Origin of the sequence: Vibrio sp. SSH13-20 (assembly GCF_040104475.1) — a bacterium.
Lineage (GTDB): Bacteria > Pseudomonadota > Gammaproteobacteria > Enterobacterales > Vibrionaceae > Vibrio > Vibrio harveyi.
On sequence record NZ_JBECOU010000011.1, the window covers coordinates 1 to 19,259 of the forward strand.

22 protein-coding genes are annotated in these 19,259 nt (G+C 46.2%); 12 read left to right on the forward strand and 10 right to left on the reverse strand.

Going from position 1 to position 19,259, the window contains the following annotated elements:
- The first annotated feature begins 88 nt into the window (after positions 1 to 88).
- Complete coding sequence (locus tag ABMY42_RS23630; protein WP_005450962.1) at positions 89 to 643, forward strand: gamma carbonic anhydrase family protein; 555 nt, start codon at positions 89 to 91, stop codon at positions 641 to 643.
- 20 nt (positions 644 to 663) lie between these two features.
- On the opposite strand, the gene ABMY42_RS23635 is transcribed toward ABMY42_RS23630, so the two are convergent.
- The 4 genes from ABMY42_RS23635 to ABMY42_RS23650 form a co-directional block, all read right to left on the reverse strand.
- On the reverse strand, positions 664 to 927 hold the full coding sequence (locus ABMY42_RS23635) for a DUF1488 domain-containing protein (protein WP_005450963.1): 264 nt from the start codon (positions 925 to 927) through the stop codon (positions 664 to 666).
- 3 nt (positions 928 to 930) lie between these two features.
- The gene (gene aroE, locus ABMY42_RS23640; protein WP_050934111.1) at positions 931 to 1,764 is read right to left on the reverse strand and encodes a shikimate dehydrogenase; all 834 of its coding nucleotides are present in this window, start codon (positions 1,762 to 1,764) and stop codon (positions 931 to 933) included.
- Positions 1,765 to 1,866: 102 nt separating this feature from the next.
- On the reverse strand, positions 1,867 to 2,784 hold the full coding sequence (gene hemF, locus ABMY42_RS23645) for an oxygen-dependent coproporphyrinogen oxidase (RefSeq protein WP_017817571.1): 918 nt from the start codon (positions 2,782 to 2,784) through the stop codon (positions 1,867 to 1,869).
- Between the two features lie 34 nt (positions 2,785 to 2,818).
- Positions 2,819 to 3,376, reverse strand: a complete 558-nt coding sequence (locus ABMY42_RS23650; protein WP_050940538.1) for an L-threonylcarbamoyladenylate synthase — start codon at positions 3,374 to 3,376, stop codon at positions 2,819 to 2,821.
- Between the two features lie 199 nt (positions 3,377 to 3,575).
- Here ABMY42_RS23650 and purE point away from each other — a divergent pair, with 199 nt between their 5' ends.
- Both purE and ABMY42_RS23660 read left to right on the forward strand, forming a co-directional pair.
- Entirely contained in the window at positions 3,576 to 4,061 is a 486-nt protein-coding gene (purE, locus tag ABMY42_RS23655) for a 5-(carboxyamino)imidazole ribonucleotide mutase (RefSeq protein WP_005440742.1), read from the forward strand.
- A 4-nt stretch (positions 4,062 to 4,065) separates the two neighbouring features.
- Positions 4,066 to 5,199 carry a 5-(carboxyamino)imidazole ribonucleotide synthase gene (locus tag ABMY42_RS23660; protein WP_349266861.1) on the forward strand — a complete coding sequence of 378 codons (1,134 nt, stop codon included), beginning with the start codon at positions 4,066 to 4,068 and terminating at the stop codon, positions 5,197 to 5,199.
- A 63-nt stretch (positions 5,200 to 5,262) separates the two neighbouring features.
- Here ABMY42_RS23660 and ABMY42_RS23665 read toward each other — a convergent pair whose 3' ends face one another.
- From ABMY42_RS23665 to ABMY42_RS23680, 4 genes are read right to left on the reverse strand one after another with little or no spacing between them, the layout of a single operon-like run.
- Positions 5,263 to 5,832: a topoisomerase DNA-binding C4 zinc finger domain-containing protein gene (locus ABMY42_RS23665; protein ID WP_005450974.1), complete on the reverse strand. Its 570-nt coding sequence runs from the start codon at positions 5,830 to 5,832 to the stop codon at positions 5,263 to 5,265.
- A 23-nt stretch (positions 5,833 to 5,855) separates the two neighbouring features.
- Positions 5,856 to 6,335: a DUF494 family protein gene (locus ABMY42_RS23670; RefSeq protein ID WP_005429833.1), complete on the reverse strand. Its 480-nt coding sequence runs from the start codon at positions 6,333 to 6,335 to the stop codon at positions 5,856 to 5,858.
- A gap of 2 nt (positions 6,336 to 6,337) precedes the next feature.
- Positions 6,338 to 7,447, reverse strand: coding sequence for a DNA-processing protein DprA (dprA, locus tag ABMY42_RS23675; RefSeq protein WP_349266862.1), 1,110 nt, complete (start codon positions 7,445 to 7,447; stop codon positions 6,338 to 6,340).
- On the reverse strand, positions 7,431 to 8,525 hold the full coding sequence (locus ABMY42_RS23680; RefSeq protein ID WP_009701852.1) for a LysM peptidoglycan-binding domain-containing protein: 1,095 nt from the start codon (positions 8,523 to 8,525) through the stop codon (positions 7,431 to 7,433). The genes dprA and ABMY42_RS23680 overlap by 17 nt, the downstream gene beginning before the upstream one ends.
- A 138-nt stretch (positions 8,526 to 8,663) precedes the next feature.
- Between ABMY42_RS23680 and def the strand changes: the two genes are divergently transcribed.
- The 6 genes from def to ABMY42_RS23710 all read left to right on the forward strand — a co-directional run bounded on the left by def (position 8,664) and on the right by ABMY42_RS23710 (position 15,079).
- Complete coding sequence (gene def, locus ABMY42_RS23685) at positions 8,664 to 9,182, forward strand: peptide deformylase (protein ID WP_005450979.1); 519 nt, start codon at positions 8,664 to 8,666, stop codon at positions 9,180 to 9,182.
- A gap of 33 nt (positions 9,183 to 9,215) precedes the next feature.
- Positions 9,216 to 10,163 (forward strand): methionyl-tRNA formyltransferase, encoded by a 948-nt coding sequence (gene fmt, locus ABMY42_RS23690; protein WP_017190972.1) that lies wholly within the window; start codon positions 9,216 to 9,218, stop codon positions 10,161 to 10,163.
- Positions 10,164 to 10,244: 81 nt separating this feature from the next.
- Positions 10,245 to 11,528 (forward strand): 16S rRNA (cytosine(967)-C(5))-methyltransferase RsmB, encoded by a 1,284-nt coding sequence (gene rsmB, locus ABMY42_RS23695; RefSeq protein WP_349266863.1) that lies wholly within the window; start codon positions 10,245 to 10,247, stop codon positions 11,526 to 11,528.
- A gap of 64 nt (positions 11,529 to 11,592) precedes the next feature.
- Positions 11,593 to 12,969, forward strand: coding sequence for a Trk system potassium transporter TrkA (gene trkA, locus ABMY42_RS23700; protein WP_005429806.1), 1,377 nt, complete (start codon positions 11,593 to 11,595; stop codon positions 12,967 to 12,969).
- A 9-nt stretch (positions 12,970 to 12,978) separates the two neighbouring features.
- Positions 12,979 to 14,424, forward strand: coding sequence for a TrkH family potassium uptake protein (locus tag ABMY42_RS23705; protein WP_005450983.1), 1,446 nt, complete (start codon positions 12,979 to 12,981; stop codon positions 14,422 to 14,424).
- A gap of 25 nt (positions 14,425 to 14,449) precedes the next feature.
- Positions 14,450 to 15,079, forward strand: a complete 630-nt coding sequence (locus tag ABMY42_RS23710; protein ID WP_005450985.1) for a DUF3157 family protein — start codon at positions 14,450 to 14,452, stop codon at positions 15,077 to 15,079.
- A 38-nt stretch (positions 15,080 to 15,117) separates the two neighbouring features.
- On the opposite strand, the gene ABMY42_RS23715 is transcribed toward ABMY42_RS23710, so the two are convergent.
- Both ABMY42_RS23715 and ABMY42_RS23720 read right to left on the reverse strand, forming a co-directional pair.
- Positions 15,118 to 15,771, reverse strand: a complete 654-nt coding sequence (locus ABMY42_RS23715) for a hemolysin III family protein (RefSeq protein WP_005450987.1) — start codon at positions 15,769 to 15,771, stop codon at positions 15,118 to 15,120.
- Between the two features lie 72 nt (positions 15,772 to 15,843).
- Positions 15,844 to 16,650: a sporulation protein gene (locus tag ABMY42_RS23720; protein WP_047517495.1), complete on the reverse strand. Its 807-nt coding sequence runs from the start codon at positions 16,648 to 16,650 to the stop codon at positions 15,844 to 15,846.
- Between the two features lie 296 nt (positions 16,651 to 16,946).
- On the opposite strand from ABMY42_RS23720, the gene ABMY42_RS23725 reads away from it, so the two are divergent.
- The 3 genes from ABMY42_RS23725 (at position 16,947) to ccoG (ending at position 19,237) form a co-directional block, all read left to right on the forward strand.
- A complete protein-coding gene (locus ABMY42_RS23725) occupies positions 16,947 to 17,114 on the forward strand; it encodes a hypothetical protein (RefSeq protein WP_005450993.1) in 168 nt (55 codons plus the stop codon).
- 122 nt (positions 17,115 to 17,236) lie between these two features.
- Positions 17,237 to 17,503, forward strand: coding sequence for a YihD family protein (locus ABMY42_RS23730; protein ID WP_005450994.1), 267 nt, complete (start codon positions 17,237 to 17,239; stop codon positions 17,501 to 17,503).
- 312 nt (positions 17,504 to 17,815) lie between these two features.
- Complete coding sequence (gene ccoG / locus ABMY42_RS23735; protein WP_005450996.1) at positions 17,816 to 19,237, forward strand: cytochrome c oxidase accessory protein CcoG; 1,422 nt, start codon at positions 17,816 to 17,818, stop codon at positions 19,235 to 19,237.
- Positions 19,238 to 19,259: the final 22 nt, after the last annotated feature.

Here is a 19,259-nt window from a genome sequence, read left to right on the forward strand (position 1 = left end):
TGTTTGAGTGTTTTTTATTCTAAAAGGCGAGTTTTTGCTACTCTTCCCTCCAGATATCCCGATTATTAACGCTTTATAAGGAGTAAAGATGGGTTCTATTAGAAGTTATAAAGGTATTCGACCTCAACTAGGCAAGCGCGTATATGTCGACTCAACTTCTGTTCTTGTCGGTGATATCCAAATTGGTGACGACTCGAGTGTTTGGCCATTAGTTGCAGCTCGTGGTGATGTGAACCATATCCACATTGGTGCTCGAACCAATATTCAAGATGGTAGCGTACTGCATGTAACCCATAAAAATACTGAGAATCCCAACGGCTATCCGCTAATCATTGGTAATGATGTCACTATTGGTCATAAAGTCATGTTGCACGGCTGCGAAATCCACGATCGTGTATTGGTTGGTATGGGAGCGATCGTTTTAGATAACGTTGTTGTCGAATCAGACGTAATGATAGGCGCTGGAAGTTTAGTCCCACCGGGGAAAAGGTTGGAAAGCGGCTATTTATATGTTGGTAGTCCAGTAAAACAAGCTCGCCCCTTATCAGAGAATGAACGAGCTTTCTTACAAAAGTCTGCCAATAACTATGTACAGAATAAAAATGACTACATAAACGAAGTAGAAGACGTCAACGACGAATGATGTAGTTGGTTAGCAATAAGCTAATCGATGATGATATTGCCTTCTTCATTGAAGGCTTCATCTTCAATTAGCTCTTCCGCGATTTCTTCTAGGTCGAATCGATAATCAATAAATACTTTAATTGCCGCTTGTTCAGTTTCAACCAGGGAGCCGCTAAGCTTTTCTAGCTTCTGCTTTGTTACATAGCATTCAATCAGAGCTCCTGATTGCTGTGCGGTAAAGTTTACCGCTTGTAATGTTTTATCCCATGATTGCATATCTGGGAATAAGATGGACTGATTCATCGTTTACTGACCTTCAAGGTTCTTTCTTAATTCTCTAAGGATTTGTTTTGCGCCAGGGCGTAAACCACGCCACAGCATAAAGCTTTCCGCAGCTTGTCCCACTAGCATCCCAAGACCATCATAAGCATGAGCGGCACCACTTTCTTTTGCCCATAAGTTAAAACTGGTCGTCCCTTGCCCGTAAATCATGTCGTAGCTCGTACTGTTAGCTGCAAAGATAGAAGAGGAGATACCCGGCAGCTCACCGCTTAGGGAAGCAGATGTGGAGTTAATAATCACGTCGAACTCATCACTAATATCATCCATCTCTTTGGCGATGATAGAGCCATGTGCAATAAACAACTCCGCAAGCTCCTGCGCTTTGCTGAAGGTTCGATTAGTAATGGTTAAAGAACTAGGCTTTTGATCAAGAAGCGGCTTGATCACTCCACGAGCGGCACCGCCAGCGCCAATGATCAGGATCCGCGCACCTTCTAACACAACTTGATGTTGAAGTAGGTCTTGAACCAAACCTGCTCCATCGGTGTTATCGCCAATGATCTCACCATCATCTAACTTCTTGAGCGTATTGACTGCCCCGGCTAGCTGAGCACGTTCGGTCAGTCTACTAGCAAATTGATAAGCATCTTCTTTAAATGGCATGGTGATATTGCACCCCTTGCCTCCTTCAGCAAAGAACAGCTTCGCTGCGTCAATAAAACCATCTACAGGAGCACTTTCTGCGGTATACACCAAAGATTGATTGGTTTGACGAGCAAACAAGGTGTGAATGAATGGCGACTTGCTGTGTCCAATAGGATTACCAAACACGGCATAGCGATCAATTTGCTGAGTCATTTCCTTACCTTTATTCCTTACCTACTATAGAGAAAAAACAGGGCCATCTGATTACAGATGACCCTATCACTATCTATCTATATAGAAAAGGAGATTCAACGCTCACCACTCTCGTGGCGTTAAGTATCGCTCGTAAAGTTCAGCCTCTGGAGAACCAGGTTGTGGCTCATAGCTGTATTCCCAACGCGCAAGTGGTGGCATCGACATAAGAATTGACTCTGTACGACCGCCACTTTGCAGACCAAATAGAGTTCCACGATCATACACTAGGTTGAATTCAACGTAGCGACCACGACGGTAAAGTTGGAATTCACGCTCACGCTCACTGAATTCAATTTCTTTACGACGAGACACAATCGGTAGGTAAGCTTGGCAGTACCCTTCACCAACCGCCTTGATGTAATCAAAACACTTGTCGAATTCCCACTGGTTTAGGTCATCAAAGAACAAACCACCAACACCACGAGTTTCATTTCGATGCGGTAGGAAGAAATATTTATCACACCAAGCTTTATGCTCTGCATAGACATCATCACCGAAAGGTGCACAAAGTTGTTTTGCGGTTTCATGCCATGATTGGCAATCTTCTTCGAATGGATAGAAAGGTGTTAGATCAAAACCACCACCAAACCACCAAATAGGCTCTTCACCCTCTTTCTCTGCGATAAAGAAGCGTACGTTAGCGTGAGAAGTCGGTACATATGGGTTGTGAGGATGGATAACCAAAGAAACACCCATCGCTTCAAAGCGGCGACCAGCTAACTCTGGACGATGCGCCGTAGCTGATGCTGGCATCTCATTACCTTCGACATGAGAGAAATTCACTCCCCCTTGCTCAAAAACGTCACCATCACGCAAAACACGGGTACGACCACCACCACCAAGGCGCTCCCCTTTTTCACGTTGCCATGCGTCTTCAACAAAGACGGCCTTTCCATCTTCTTGTTCTAACTGCTGACAAATGGAATCCTGAAGTGACATCAGGAACTGTTTTACGGCGTGCTTATCGATTGCTGACATACGTGTAGTACCTATTGATTGCTGACTAGCAGGGTTAGCCCTGTCTTAATATTTGCGAGGTTTTAGCATCACGAATTTCACTAGGCTTGTCACGACCGCTGGTTTCACCACGTAAGATCGCCACAAGTCGGTCACCCAATTGTTGCTCTACTTCTTCAGTCGTCATACAAGGAGGCTGACCAGTGAGGTTCGCGCTGGTAGAGGTTAGCGGCTTTCCGAAAGCATTACACATCTTTTGTACCAAAGGATGATCCGTCACACGCACTGCAATCGAATCAAATTGCCCCGATACCCAATGAGAAACTTTGCCACTCGCAGGCATAATCCAAGTGTATGGACCAGGCCACGTTGCGTGTACTTTATCTAACTGCTCTTGGGTCAACTGAGATTCATCAACATAAGGCAAAAGTTGTTCATAGTTTGCCGCAATTAAGATTAATCCTTTCTCAACAGGGCGTTGTTTTAGCTCTAGCAATTTTTGAATCGCTTCTGGGTTATCTGGGTCACAGCCAACACCAAACACCCCCTCTGTTGGGTAGGCGATCACTTCGCCTTTTTGTAGTGCTTCTAGCACCTGTTCAAAGTTCTCCACCGATACTTCCTGATAATCTTGTCTGTTGTGTTTGTACTAAGTGTACAAATATTCATTCTCAGAGACTAAAGCAATTTGTTTATAAAATGTATCAATCGTATTTACAAACGCACGCAAACGTTTGCTTGAGGTAAAAATCCCCGTATAATGCTCACAAATTTATCAGCTCACCTAATTTTGCAGCTTGAAGGAGTTTGAGATGAAAGTCGGTATCATCATGGGTTCTAAATCAGATTGGCCAACCATGAAACTAGCAGCGGACATGCTGGATCAATTTGGCGTGTCTTACGAAACAAAGGTGGTGTCAGCTCACCGTACTCCTCAATTGTTGGCTGATTACGCAAGCAGTGCTAAAGAACGTGGCATTAAAGTCATCATCGCAGGTGCGGGCGGTGCTGCCCACCTACCAGGCATGGCGGCGGCGTTTACCAGCGTACCTGTACTTGGCGTTCCCGTTCAGTCTCGCGCACTGAAAGGCATGGACTCACTACTTTCTATCGTACAGATGCCAAAAGGTATTGCTGTTGGTACATTAGCTATTGGCGAAGCAGGCGCAGCAAACGCTGGTATCCTAGCGGCTCAAATCCTTGGTACACATGATGAAGCGATCATGGCAAAAGTCGAAGCGTTCCGTAACGAACAAACGGAAACCGTATTGGCGAACCCAAACCCTGCTGAGGATTAATCAGATGCATGTACTGGTTCTTGGTGCGGGTCAGTTAGCTCGTATGATGTCTCTGGCTGGTGCGCCACTGAATATTCAAATTTCAGCTTACGATGTGGGCAGCGGTAATATCGTTCATCCACTGACTCAACATGTACTAGGCAACGGCTTAGAAAATGCGATCGAACAAGTTGATGTAATCACTGCTGAGTTCGAGCATATCCCGCATGACGTGCTTGATATTTGCGAAGCGAGCGGTAAGTTCTTACCAAGTACACAAGCTATCAAAGCAGGCGGTGATCGCCGCATTGAAAAGGCATTACTTGATAATGCTGGCGTACGTAATGCGAAATACTACGTGATCAAAACTCGTGAAGATTTTGACCGCGCAATTGAACACGTCGGCATGCCAATGGTTCTGAAAAGTGCATTGGGCGGTTACGATGGAAAAGGTCAGTGGCGTTTAAAAGAACCTTCTCAAATCGACATAATTTGGACAGAAATGGTGGAATGCATTGCCTCAACACCAACTCAAGCCATTGTTGCTGAGGAGTTTGTTCCTTTTAACCGTGAAGTTTCACTGATTGGTGCTCGCAGTAACGATGGCAGTATTGAAGTTTACCCTCTCGCAGAAAACATCCACACAAATGGTGTATTAAGCCTCTCAACAGCAATTGATGCTCCAGAGTTGCAAGAACAAGCAAAAGAGATGTTCACGGCCGTCGCCAATTGTTTGAATTACGTTGGCGTGCTAGCCCTGGAGTTCTTCGACATTGACGGCAAGTTGCTGGTTAACGAAATCGCACCACGCGTACACAACTCAGGTCACTGGACTCAGCAGGGTGCAGAAACTTGTCAGTTTGAGAACCACCTACGCGCTGTGTGTGGTATGCCTTTAGGTAGTACTAAGCTCGTTCGCGAGACCTCGATGATCAATATTCTCGGTGAAGATACCTTGCCAGATGCGCTACTCGCGATGAATGGTTGCCATATTCATTGGTATGGCAAAGAGAAACGAGAAGGTCGTAAGATGGGTCACATCAACGTATGCGGTGATTACACTGGTGAGTTGAATCGTAGGTTGTGTGCATTAACAAACGTGCTTGATGAAGAAACCTTCCCAGCAGTTCATGAATTTGCCAAACAGTGGCAAGCATAGAAAAGTTGATAAATAGACAACAAAGGGTCGCATGATGCGACCCTTTTTAATTTTGCCTGAGATTTATTGTGATTGTGTATGCTGGCACTTGCGACTTGCACATTGCAACTTAACCCCGCTGGCGAGTTTCTTTTCTACCAACAAGGTAAACCCGCATTCCTCACAGCGACCTCTTACAGGTGGTAAGTTTACCGCAAACTTGCACTTCGGATAGTTATCACACGCGTAGAATGTCTTACCAAATCGGGTCTTACGTTCAACTAAATGCCCTTTACCACACTCAGGGCAAGCGTATAGCTCTTTTGATTCTTGCTCGGGTTCGGGCTGATTGATTGATTCGATATGATGACAAGTTGGGTAATGACTACAGCCAACGAACATGCCGTATCGCCCCTGTCGGAGCACCAACTCATTGCCACAGTCAGGGCAAGGCACACCTAACTCTTTTACGATGTGGCCATCATTACTGTGCAACGGCTTGATATAGTCGCAGCTTGGGTATTGGCTACAACCAAGAAAAGGACCATGTTTGCCATGTTTCAGCCTGACTTCCCCACCACATTTAGGGCACGGCTCTCTCTCAAGCGCATGCTCGTGTGCCGAGAAAAGGTTGTGATCGATTTTACTACTCATACTCACCGTTAAAGCAGAAGATATTAGTGAAGAATACCCTGCTCCTTGGTGTACAGCAGCTCTTCCATCAGCGTGTAGGCATTTTCGTTGCCAGGGACATTAAACAGAACCATAAGAATGATCCACTTAAGGTCTTCAAGCTCAAATTCATTGGTTTCTAGCCCCATTACACGATCGATAACCATCTCACGTGTTTCTGTGGTTAGAACATTAATTTGCTCTAAGAACAGCAGAAAACCACGACATTCAAGATCTAAGCGCTGCATCTCTGATGCCGTATAGATACGTGTTGATGCCGATGCTATGCAAGTTGAAATCGCTGAATGCTCATCACTTTGTTGCAATGCTGCCAGCTCTTCTAACCAGACAAGGGCTTTGTAGATGTCTTTTTGCTGGAAGCCTGCACGAAGCAATTCATCTTCCAACTCGTCTTGTTCGACCTGTAACTCTGCATCGCTATGGATGTAGGTTTCGAATAGATACATAAGTATATCCATCATCATAGCTAGCCCCTCCCCTTTCGAATATAGCCACCGGATACTGCAACAACATGCCCTGAAAGCTCAAGCTCTAAGAGCTGCATCATGACTTCTTGGACAGGTATATTGGTCCTGCTTGCAAGAATATCAACTGGTGTAGCCTCATTTCCTACGTTAGCTAACAGCTGAGGAAATGGCAATTCTTCTTCATCAATTGGCGTAGAAAATAAATCCAAGCTGTGATTAATAGACCAGTCGAGCAAAGACTGTATTTCATTCAACACCTCTTGAGTGTTTTGTACGAGACAAGCCCCATTACGAATCAACTGATTACCACCACTGGCATTGGGAGCATTAATCGAAGCTGGTATAGCGAAAACTTCACGGTCTTGCTCAAGAGCGTAGCGAGCGGTGATTAATGAGCCACTCTTTTCTGCTGCTTCGACAACCAACACGCCAAGCGACAAACCACTAATGATTCGATTACGTCGTGGGAAGTTTTCTGCTCGAGGTTTTGCATCTGGGCGAAACTCAGAGACTAACGCACCGTTTTCCATCACTCGCCGCGCTAAACCTCGGTGACGGGCTGGATAAACTTGCTCTAACCCTGAACCCAATACCGCAATGGTTTTACCGTCCGCTTGCAAAGCACCATCATGAGCGTGTCCATCGATACCCAAAGCCAAACCACTGGTAACAATCAGATCATGTTTCACCAAATCTGCAGCGAACTGACGTGCGTGTTGAAGCCCATCAACACTAGCATTACGGCTGCCGACCATGGCAATTTGAGGTTGAGACAAACAACTCGCTTCTCCCTTTATAAATAGTAAAGGAGGTGGAGCGACCGTTTGTTTGAGAAGTGGGGGATACAGAGTATCCGCCAAAGTAACAATATGATGATGAGATGAGGCGCTAGCCCAAGTAAGACAAGCGTCGACTTCTTTATCGACCTCAGACCATGCTTGCAGTTGCTTAGTGGTAAAACCCAAAAGCTGAAGCTGCTCAGTTGAGTATCCGACAATATTGCTTGGCGTATCTTTACTCAGCAGCTTATTCATCTTCACCCCGCCAATGCCTGGCAAGCAGCTCAGCTTTAACCAGGCGGCGAGGTCAGTATCATTGCGTAGTTTCATTCGTGGTCGATTCCTCAGCCAGAGGAGAAACCACTGATACCTCTTTATTGATTGGCTTAGTGCTATTGGTAATCAGTGCAAGACTGAAATATTCATAAGGACGAATGACCAGCAGTTCACCAACCTTACTTTGCGGCAAGGTGATCTTAGAGTCGAGTAAGCCACTGTCTTTCACAAAACCATCGCCACCTTTGAAAACCGGGTGCGCATCTTCTTTAAGATCAAACACACTGCCTTGGCGAAGTTGATCGGATGTTCCTTTATCAATCACAACCACTTGATTGGTTGAGCTAAATCGAATGCCCTCAATATTACCCAGCAATGCTGCAGAACTGCCTTTTGGTGATGGCAGTGGGTAAAAGGTCGTCGTGAAATCACCATTTTCTAATGTTTGGACCGGCAAAGCGATATCGTTACGAATAATCTCTTGCAGTTGAGTGGTGATCTTTAATCCTGAGTACTCGCTTGATGCCTCGATAAGTTCCCCTTTTGCAATCAAACGTAAAGCGGTAATTTGCTTAGATACGTCTTCACGGGAAAATGTTTCGACTGGACGATAGATAGCCCAACCTGTCGCCGTTTGTTCACCACTAATATACAGGGTGTCCTCAGCAGTCAGATATTTACTGCCTTTGCTACTCCCCATCACTTTAGCCGCGTTTTCTAGCGTTTCATCGTCCACCAAACGGTCCGACTTGAGGTAAGGCATAACCAAACCTTCAGCAACGGTTGGCACCGCTTTCTTTTCCGTGATACGAGCTTTAGGGCTGAGCTTTTTCACCGCTTTTAAGCTCAATACTGGTTGACCATTAATCCATACCAGCGACAACTTGTCTCCGGGATAAATAAGGTGCGGATTATCGATCTCTGGATTGACCTGCCACAAACGAGGCCACAACCATGGGCTATCCAGATACATTGCTGAAATATCCCAAAGCGTGTCACCTTTGACCACAACATAAGTTTTAGGTGCGTCATCTTTGACGGTAAGCGGTTGGGAGTCCGTGTTTGCTACGGCATTGAAAGAGAAAAGTAACGGCAACGTAATGCGAGAAACGTTGCGGAAAATTCGATTCATGACCCTCGTCCTTGGTCTGTTAGGCAACTACCAGAATGGAAATTGGTATAAGGATGCTGTCATTTAGGTCATAAAATGTCTAGAATTGAGCCAACAAGGTTTGTGCTGTTACGGCACAGTTCAATATTTCGAGTGAATATGTCTGTATTACAAGTATTAACATTCCCAGATGATCGCCTGCGTACCGTTGCAAAACCTGTAGAAGAGGTGACACCTGAGATTCAAAAAATCGTCGATGACATGATTGAAACCATGTACGACGAAGAGGGTATTGGCCTGGCTGCAACGCAGGTTGATATCCACAAACGTATCGTAGTAATTGATATTTCAGAAACTCGTGATGAGCCAATGGTGCTTATCAACCCTGAGATTCTGGAAAAGCGTGGCGAAGATGGCATCGAAGAAGGCTGTCTATCGGTACCAGGTGCTCGTGCACTTGTGCCGCGTGCTGCTGAAGTTACTGTTAAAGCACTAGATCGTGATGGCAAAGAGTACACTTTTGAAGCCGACGATCTGCTAGCCATCTGTGTTCAACACGAACTAGACCATTTGATGGGTAAGTTGTTCGTTGATTACCTATCGCCACTGAAGCGTAAGCGTATTCAGGACAAGCTAGCAAAAATCAAACGCTTTAACGAGAAACAGCAAAACGCTTAATCTCGATACAATTTAATTAGAAGGAAGCCTACCTTGAGTCAGTCTTTACGTATTGTCTTTGCAGGTACTCCGGATTTCGCCGCCCGTCACTTGGCGGCGTTGTTGTCTTCGGAGCACGAAGTAATTGCGGTTTATACTCAACCAGATCGCCCAGCAGGTCGTGGTAAGAAGCTTACTGCAAGCCCAGTAAAAACCATCGCGCTTGAGCATGACATTCCGGTTTATCAACCAGAAAACTTCAAATCAGATGAGGCTAAGCAAGAACTAGCGGATCTGAATGCCGACATCATGGTTGTTGTCGCTTATGGTCTGTTACTTCCGCAAGTTGTGTTAGACACGCCTAAACTAGGCTGTATCAATGTTCACGGTTCGATTCTTCCTCGTTGGCGTGGCGCTGCTCCTATCCAACGTTCAATTTGGGCAGGTGATGCTGAAACTGGTGTTACCATTATGCAGATGGACATTGGTTTGGATACGGGTGACATGCTTAAAATCGCAACGTTACCGATTGAAGCAAGCGACACTAGTGCATCAATGTACGAAAAACTCGCAGGTTTAGGTCCTGATGCGCTGATTGATTGTTTAGCAGACATCGCAGCCGGCAAAGCAGAGCCCGTGAAACAAGACGACGAGCTAGCAAACTACGCGAAGAAGCTGAGCAAAGAAGAAGCGCGCATTGATTGGAACGATGATGCTGCGCACATTGAACGTTGTGTTCGCGCATTCAACCCATGGCCAATGAGCCACTTTGAAGCGGCTGAAAACAGCATCAAAGTATGGGAAAGTCGTGTTGCGGATCAAACTAGCGACAAACCAGCAGGCACCATTTTGCAAGCGGACAAAACCGGTATTTATGTTGCGACAGGCAACGGTGTATTGGTTCTGGAACAACTGCAAGTTCCGGGCAAAAAAGCCATGTCAGTTCAAGACATTTTGAACTCACGTGCATCTTGGTTTGAAGTTGGCACTCAACTGGTTTAAAAACCAGATAACCGTGTCAAAGACCAATAATACGAACTTTTAGAGGGCAGAGATGCCCTCCTTTACTTTAAGGTACTTATCATGAATGTTCGCGCTGCGGCTGCCAACGTCTTGTATCTTGTCGTCGACAAGGGCCACTCACTTTCAAGCGCTCTTCCAGCGGCTCAACAAAACGTACGACCACGTGATCACGCTCTTTTGCAAGAAATTTGCTATGGTGCTCTACGTTACCTCCCTCGCCTAGAAATGATTGCAAACCAGTTGATGGACAAGCCGCTAAAAGGCAAACAACGCGTTTTCCATCACCTGATTTTGGTTGGCATTTACCAATTGAGCTTTATGCGTATTCCTGCACACGCTGCAGTGGGTGAAACGGTTGAAGGTACTAAAGAGTTGAAAGGCCCCCGCTTGCGCGGTCTTATCAACGCAGTATTGCGTAACTACCAGCGCAACCAAGAAGAACTGGATCAAATGGCTGTCAACAACAATGCGGGCAAGTACGGTCACCCGAGCTGGTTACTTAAACTGCTGCAAGAAGCTTACCCACAACAATGGGAAAGCATTGTTGAAGCCAACAACCAGAAAGCGCCAATGTGGCTGCGTGTAAACCACCAGCACCACACTCGTGATGAATACCTTGCGCTACTCAAAAATGAAAACATTGATAGCACGCCACACACACAAGCAATGGACGCCCTAAAATTGGCGGCGCCATGCGATGTGATGAAACTGCCGGGCTTTGAAAAAGGTTGGGTATCGGTGCAAGATGCGGCAGCGCAGCTGTCGATTAACTATCTTGAGCCAAAAGATGGCGAGCTGATCCTAGACTGCTGCGCAGCACCAGGCGGTAAGACAGCGCACATTCTTGAGCGTACATCTGGTAGTGAAGTGGTTGCCATTGATTGCGATGACACGCGCCTTAAACGTGTGCACGAAAACCTGAAGCGCCTCAACCTTCAAGCAAAAGTGGTTTGCGGCGATGCGCGTAATCCTCAAGAATGGTGGCAAGGCGAACAATTTGATCGCATTTTGCTGGATGCTCCGTGTTCTGCAACTGGCGTGATTCGTCGTCACCCAGACATCAAATGGCTACGTCGTGCTGATGATATTGCCGCACTTGCGGATCTACAGAGCGAAATTTTTGATGCAATGTGGACGCAACTAAAACCTGGCGGCACCATGGTTTACGCGACTTGTTCAATCACACCACAAGAAAACGTGGAACAAGTAAAAGCGTTCTTAGCACGTACTGCAGACGCGCAATTAGTGGACTCCGATCCAAAGCAACCTGGTCGTCAGATTCTACCAGGCGAAGAAGATATGGATGGTTTCTACTACGCAGTGCTAACAAAAAAACACGCGTAACAGCATGCTAAATAGGGCGATTGAAGTGAATTCAATCGCCTTTTTCAGATAACGAGTAAAGAGTATGAAGATCATTATTCTTGGTGCTGGTCAGGTTGGCGGCACACTGGCGGAAAACCTAGTTGGTGAGAACAACGACATCACCATCGTCGACAAAAATGGCGACCGACTGCGTGAGTTACAAGACAAATACGACCTACGAGTGGTCAACGGTCACGCAAGCCACCCAGATGTTCTGCACGAAGCCGGTGCGCAAGACGCCGATATGCTTGTCGCAGTAACCAACACCGATGAGACCAACATGGCAGCCTGTCAAGTTGCGTTCACTCTGTTCAATACCCCAAACCGTGTTGCACGTATTCGTTCTCCAGAGTATCTGGCAGAAAAAGAAGCCCTATTTAAGTCTGGTGCCATTCCTGTCGATCACCTTATCGCACCAGAAGAGCTGGTAACGAGCTACATCGAGCGCCTCATCCAATACCCAGGCGCACTGCAAGTGGTAAGCTTTGCCGAGCAGAAAGTCAGCCTAGTAGCCGTTAAAGCCTATTACGGTGGTCCGCTTGTGGGCAACGCTCTGTCTGCCCTGCGTGAGCACATGCCACACATCGATACTCGTGTTGCTGCGATTTTCCGTCAGGGTCGTCCTATTCGTCCACAAGGCACTACCATCATTGAAGCTGATGATGAGGTGTTCTTCGTTGCAGCAAGTAACCACATTCGCTCGGTAATGAGTGAGCTTCAGCGACTTGAGAAACCTTACCGCCGCATCATGATTGTTGGCGGTGGTAACATCGGTGCGAGTTTGGCCAAACGCCTTGAGCAAACTTACAGCGTGAAGCTGATCGAACGTAACTATCAGCGTGCAGAAAAGCTGTCCGAGCAACTAGAAAATACCATCGTCTTCTGTGGTGATGCGGCAGATCAAGAACTGCTGACTGAAGAAAACATTGACCAAGTAGACGTGTTCATCGCGCTGACTAACGAAGATGAGACCAACATCATGTCAGCGATGTTGGCAAAACGCATGGGCGCAAAGAAAGTGATGGTGCTAATCCAACGCGGCGCTTATGTCGACCTTGTACAAGGCGGCGTGATTGATGTGGCAATCTCACCACAGCAAGCAACGATTTCTGCTCTACTAACGCACGTTCGCCGTGCTGACATCGTGAACGTTTCTTCACTACGTCGTGGCGCAGCCGAAGCAATCGAAGCCGTTGCGCACGGTGACGAAACCACATCCAAAGTGGTGGGTCGCGCGATTGGCGATATCAAACTCCCACCAGGAACCACCATTGGTGCTATCGTTCGTGGCGAAGAAGTTCTTATCGCACACGATCGTACTGTCATCGAACAAGATGACCACGTCGTGATGTTCCTGGTCGACAAAAAGTACGTACCAGACGTCGAAGCGCTGTTCCAGCCGAGTCCATTCTTCCTCTAGGATTTTCCTATGGTCAACTTACGTCCCGTACTGTTTGTTATCGGGCTGGTTTTATCCAAACTAGCCCTTTTTATGTACGTGCCGACTTTGGTCGCGTTTTTCACTGGTACGGGCGGGTTCCTCGACTTCGCCCAAGCCGTAGTGATCACTCATCTCGCCGCTTTTATCTGTTTAACGATTGGTCGAACCGCCAAATTCAAACTCAGCGTGCGTGATATGTTTCTCATCACCAGTTTGGTATGGACTATCGCCAGTGCGTTTGCCGCACTGCCATTTGTCTTTATCAACCATATCAGCTTTACCGACGCCTACTTCGAAACCATGTCAGGTATCACGACTACGGGTTCGACCGTACTTAGTGGCTTAGACAACATGGCGCCAAGCATCTTACTGTGGCGTTCTATCTTGCAATGGTTGGGTGGTATTGGCTTTATCGTGATGGCAGTAGCTATCCTACCGATGCTTAACGTTGGTGGTATGAAGCTATTCCAAACCGAATCCTCCGATTGGTCAGACAAAAGCAGCCCAAGAGCTAAGACTGTCGCGAAGAACATCGTATTGGTGTATTTGATGCTGACAGGCTTATGTATCGTGGGATACTTGTTAACTGGCATGAACCTGTTTGAAGCGATCAACCACGCATTCACGACTCTATCCACCGGCGGTTACTCGACATCAGACGGTTCGATGAACCATTTCTCCAACGGTGCTCATTGGGTTGCGACCACCTTTATGTTCCTCGGTGGTTTGCCATTCCTACTGTTCGTAGCGGCATTACGTAAGCGCAGTATCGATGTCTTGATGAAAGACGCCCAAGTTCGCGGCTTTGCTTACCTATTTTTGTTCTCAAGCTTAGTGGTCGCCGCTTGGTTGGTACTTCGTGATGGCTACACCATTTTGGATGCACTGCGAGTTTCAATGTTCAATATTGTTTCAGTGGTCACCACGACGGGTTTTGGCCTGGAAGATTTCACAGCTTGGGGCGCATTGCCATCGACATTGTTTGCTTTCTTGATGATGGCAGGCGCATGTTCAGGCTCCACCTCAGGCGGGATTAAAATCTTCCGTTTTCAGATCGCGATGACACTACTCAACAAGCAAATCATGAAGCTTATTCACCCTTCAGGTGTTTTTGTTCAGCGCTACAATCAACGCCCTGTAAACGACGATATTGTTCGCTCTGTGGTGGCGTTTGGTTTGATGTTTTTCATCACCATCATCTTCATTGCTGGTTGTTTAAGTGCTCTCGGCCTTGATCCAGTCACCAGTATTTCGGGGTCGATTACCGCAGTTGCAAACGTGGGACCGGGGATGGGTGACATCATTGGGCCAACGGGTAACTTTGCCCCACTGCCTGACACTGCAAAATGGTTATTAAGCTTTGGTATGTTAATGGGGCGTTTGGAAATTCTGACTATTCTTGTACTGTTCTTCCCTGCGTTTTGGCGCCGTTAAACAGACTCAAATAAAAGGTATAACAATGAAAACATGGATCACTCTGGCGACCCTACTCGCCTCTTCATCCGTTTACGCAGCTGAAGTCGTGAAGCTAGCAGATGGGCGCGAAGTAAAATTGAATGACGACTTCACATGGGAGTACGTCGTGAAGAAAGCAGCGTCTGAAAACACATTAGAAAAAGTTGAGGCGGTAGAGGCGGCTGCGGTTGTTGCATCAACAACAGCCGTAGAAGCAGTCACCACGCAAACCACTAAAGCACCTGAGATTGCAACAATTCCAGTCGTAAACAAAAAAGTGGGCACAACCATAGTCGTGAATGCGAAGAAGCCGACAATGCAGCTGTCCGACTCTGGTGTGGATGTGTTAATTGGTTCAGCGCGTTATGAAGACGGTGAACTGATCCTACCGACCTCAGTAACCAATCAAAGCTCACAATCGGTGATTCAGGTTGAAGTGGAAGTACAGGTATTCGATATGTCTGGTAAACCGTTGGCGAAAGAAAGCGTCACAGTTTGGCAATCCATCAAACGTATGGCAGACACTTACCTACGTCCGCAACAAGCTGAGCAAGGTAAAGCAATCAAGCTGGCAGTACCGCAGTCGCAGCAATACCAGTTCTCGGCAGAAGTATTAGAAGTGAAGACCCGCTAATACAATAAAATATGCTTAGTCGAGTCTATTTCTATCAACTAGATAGGCTCGACAAAGTAGTAAATAGCGAAGAAATGGCATACACACCCCGCCAAAACAAAGCCGTGCCAAATTGCGTGATTAAATGGGATTCGTTTCGCTACGTAGAAAATCACCCCAATTGAATACACCAATCCACCCGCCGCTAATAGTGTCAAACCACCAATATCTAAATTAATCGCCAACTGATAAATCACAATCAGCGACAACCACCCCATCACCAGATACGTCATCAAAGATAGCTTCTTAAATCGATATACAAATGCAACTTTCATGATGATGCCAATCAGCGCAATGGTCCAAATCACAATCATCAGCCCAATCGCTAATGGAGTACGCAGACTCACCAATAAAAACGGCGTGTAGCTGCCTGCAATCAAAAGATAGATGGCGCAGTGATCGAAGGTTTTCAGCCAACGTTTAGCTTTGGGATATGGAATGGCGTGGTAGAGCGTGGATGCCAGAAACAGGACAATCATACTAGAGCCGTATATTGCCATGCTGGTAATGGTCAACGTATCCGCTTGGTGGTCGATCGCCTTGATTAAAAGCAACACCAAACCAACGATGCCAAAAATCATCCCAATACCATGAGTGATCGAGTTGGCTAGCTCTTCGCCCTGACTGTATTGTGCTTTCTGTGGTGAGGACATGAACGCGCCTATACTAGAGTTTCGAATATTCACTCTAGTATGGCACATTAAGCTTACACGTGTAAGCTTAAATTATGACTCGTGGGCAGCAGTGGTTTGCTCAAGGTAATTCAGTACCAGCGGACCTACATCTTCTAATTGGGTGCTAACTGGAATGCTCAGTTCTCGTTTAAGTTTGCCGCTGCCTAGTAGGCTCGCCAACATGCCACTCGCCCCACTTCGTGTACGGTCAACTTCAAACCAAAGTTTAAGAGCCTGCTCGTCGCGATGAGCAACAAACTCTAATTCACGCCATACGCCATGATATGGTCCATCGGTTGGCACCATTTCAAACTCTTGCACGAATGGCAAATCAAAGCCTTTCACTTCTTCACACTCGACTTGGCGGATACGCAAACCTTGCGATTCAAAAGCAGACAAAATGGCATCCATAAGTGGGTCAGGTCTAACAGTAAGAATGTCTTTGTCGGTAGGGTCGAGCGCCATCGCAACGTCTAGGCCGGTCTCTAGCCAAACTTTGGCATCACCAATGGTCACAGGCGTATTCCAAGGCACATCGAGTTTAACCTCAAAAGTACGGTCTTCGCCGGGATGGATAGTAAATGCGTATGGGAGGTTCCACTTAGCAAGCACATGCGTTTGCGGTACCCGACGCATGCTGTGTCCTTCGCGAGCTCCGCGATCATCAGGCGCTTCTGCAATGTAACGGCAACAAAGCTTCAGATCGATGTTGTCGATCGCTTGTTCAGTCGCTCCGCCATACACGTGGATAGAAACATCAACGCTCTGACCGGGATACAGTACATCTTGGTTTAGGATCGAATCGACCTTAGCACTGCCGATCCCAAAACTCGCAAGTGTCTTCTTCAAAAATGACATATGCACCTCCTTCGTAGAGATCTCATACTACTACTGCTGATCATGGGATCAAAACAAATTTTCGTCTCGATTTCGCACAGAAAACCATAAAATCCATACAATTCAACTGCTCAACTATCGACCAATTATAGCAGGAGTGCTAACCTATACATGATATGCATGCATATCGTTATTCCTGATGCATTATTTGGATTGGCGAGAGCCAGAAGAGCCACCCTTCAAGCAGTTGAAGCTCAACTCATAATGAATCAGGCCATTACATCGGCAATGGATATGCCTGGCAGTTAGGTATCTAAATGCGCCCAACAACAGTCAGGTTCGCACATACTAATCGTAGTGCAATGCGCCGTCGCAGTGGTTTCACTACTGCGCCAAAGGCAAAACAAGTTGCGCCAGCAATGACTCTGGTTGAGAAGACAGCGGTTATGCCAAGTGTTCCAAACAAAGTTATCAAAGCAGCTTAATTAAAAAGCGCGGCAATCACCGCGCTTTTTTCTTTGCTCCCCTACCTTTCCTATTTGGTGTTCGCCAAGCAATTTGATACCTTTAGTAGCAAATAACACCTATAAATTCTGTGGAGAAAGAAATGAAGTGTCATCGTATTGAAGAGTTGCTTGAGCTTCTAGAGCCTGAGTGGCATAAAGACCAAGAAATGAACCTGCTGCAGTTCATCCTAAAGCTAGCAAATGAAGCTGGCTATGAAGGCAAACTGGAAGATCTCACCGACGACGTGTTGATCTACCACCTAAAAATGCGCAACAGCGGCAAAGATGAAATGATCCCAGGTCTTAAGAAAGACCAAGAAGATGATTTCAAGACAGCAATCCTACGCGCACGCGGTATCATCAAGTAAACCGCTCAACACCCAAGCATTGATAAGCGACTCATTTGAGTCGCTTTTTTTATAACTAAATCAAACAGTTTAAAAAGGTGGTTATAACTGTTCAGTCATTTATTAGGTTAACTGTACTGACTTTTGTTGTTAAACGTTGACTGCGTTAAAGAAACGGAATTGTTATTGATTGTATAATCGCCGTTCATCAGTATTTACTAAAATAATTATGTTCAGCCATGAATCATGGCATGGACGAAGCAGCAATGTCATCGAGCGACATCACTAGAAGTGTCGCCGTACATTATAAAAAGCCTAAAGAAGGATGTGTGCATGAGTCAGGATAAGATTGATATCAAAGATGTGACTCCAAAAACCTTTAACCCGAAAACCCACAAAGGGAAAGGGGATCGTTTCAACCCAAGTAATCGAATCTATGTTCGAGAAAGTAAAGGCACCTTTCAGAAACTCCGTCGCTACGGCGGTTGGTTTTTATTGTTGCTGTTTGCATTGGTACCATGGATTCCTTACGGCGAGCGCCAAGCCATTTTGCTGGACATCGGTAACCAGCAGTTCAACTTTTTCGGCACAACGCTGTATCCACAAGACCTTACCCTACTCGCACTGCTGTTTGTAATAGCGGCGTTTGGGCTGTTCTTTATCACCACCTTCTTGGGGCGGGTTTGGTGTGGCTACTTGTGCCCGCAAACCGTGTGGACCTTCATCTATATTTGGTTTGAAGAGAAGCTCGAAGGCAGTGCAAATAAACGCCGAAAGCAGGACTCCAATAAGCTGACTGCAAATTTAGCCATGCGCAAAACCCTCAAACACATTGCGTGGTTTGCGATAGCTCTTGCGACAGGCTTTACCTTTGTTGGCTATTTCGTACCCATGAAGCAATTAGTCGTCGACTTTTTCACCTTTAATGCCAACTTTTGGCCCGTATTTTGGGTAATGTTTTTTGCTATTTGTACTTACGGTAACGCTGGCTGGATGCGCTCTATTATGTGTATTCACATGTGCCCTTATGCGCGTTTCCAATCGGCTATGTTCGATAAAGACACCTTCATCGTGGGTTACGACACTAAACGTGGTGAAAAACGTGGTCCTCGTTCACGCAAAGCCGATCCAAAGCAACTTGGTTTAGGTGACTGTATCGATTGTGATCTGTGTGTTCAGGTATGTCCGACTGGTATCGATATCCGGGATGGCTTGCAGTATGAGTGTATCAACTGTGGCGCGTGTATTGATGCATGTGACAACACCATGGAGCGCATGGGTTACGAGAAAGGTCTGATCAACTACACCACCGAACATCGTCTCTCAGGTAAGAGTACCAAAGTCATGCGTCCAAAACTGCTTGGTTATGGTGCGGTACTGTTGGTCATGATTGGCTTGTTCTTCTTACAAGTGGCATCGGTTGATCCAGCAGGCATGAGCGTGCTGCGTGACCGTAACCAATTGTTCCGCGTTAACAGCTCTGGCGAAGTAGAAAACACCTATACCTTAAAAGTGATCAACAAGACCCAACAAGTTCAAGAGTACGACTTGAACGTCGAAGGTTTGAGTGATGTCAGCTGGTATGGCAAACAAACCATTCAAGTTGAACCAGGAGAAGTATTAAACTTACCAATGAGCCTTGGCGCAGATCCTGACAAGCTAAACTCTGCGATCACAACAATTCAGTTTATACTCACCGATAAGAGCAACGAATTCACTATCGAAGTGGAAAGTCGATTTATCAAGAAGCTATAACTTCGATGATTAATGGAAAAAG